Below are 942 nucleotides of genomic sequence, written 5' to 3' on the forward strand. Positions count from 1 at the left end.
TATAAAAAAGTCCAATGTCCTATCATTATATGATGTATATARTATCCTGTAAAAGAAAATAATACAGCAGACATTAAAGATGTTTTAAAATCTACTTTTAATACATCTTTATTAAAATAATAAAAAGAAATAAAGCCTATTATTGAAAATAAAAATACGCATAGTAAATAAGCTTTCCAAAAAGGCATTATATATCTTAAAAAGTAAAATATTGAAAATTGGTCATATTGAGGATTRGGATACGATATTAAACCTGCACCAAACAAAGGCGAAGCAAACTCTATATTAAATATTCCATTATTTTTAGCATAGGTTAATAAAGAATATCCTCTTGGAAGTATCATGCTTATATCTTCTCCAACAAGAGGGTAGCTATAATTTATAATAAAAATATTGCTTAAAGCTACTAATATAGAAGATGTTATTAAAATTATTTTTTGATGTGTTATATTATTTAATTTGTTGGGAGGGTTTATATTATTTGATATTATTATGAGATAAAACGATATTAATAAAAATATTCCTGTGTAATTTATATTTACTTTTATTATAGCATTTATTATTATTAATATTATTAAAGAAAGATATAAAAAAACYGCTCTCTTTTTTAATGATTTTMCATTAATGTTTATTATAATTAATAAAAGCAAATAGGATAGCATTAAAGATATAATATAAACCTCATTTTTTAATGATACTATATATTCTGCTTGATATTCTTTATTTTCATCTAGTTTMTCTGATGATATAATTTCTAGACTTGTATAACCTTTATTTRTTGATGATATTTCTTTTATATAGCTTGGCAGATTTTTTTCATTTAAAAATATAAAAAATAAATCGCTGTATCTAAATATTTTATTTGAGGTATACATATTTAATTTATATTTATAAGTATTATTATTATTTTGTTCTAATAATTTGAACTTTAATGTTGCAGTT

1 pseudogene is annotated in these 942 nt (G+C 20.5%); it reads right to left on the reverse strand.

What is annotated here, in order from left to right:
* A pseudogene (locus GQX97_RS12505) lies at positions 1-942 on the reverse strand (hypothetical protein); the annotation flags it as partial.

This window comes from Brachyspira sp. SAP_772, assembly GCF_009755885.1.
GTDB lineage: Bacteria > Spirochaetota > Brachyspiria > Brachyspirales > Brachyspiraceae > Brachyspira.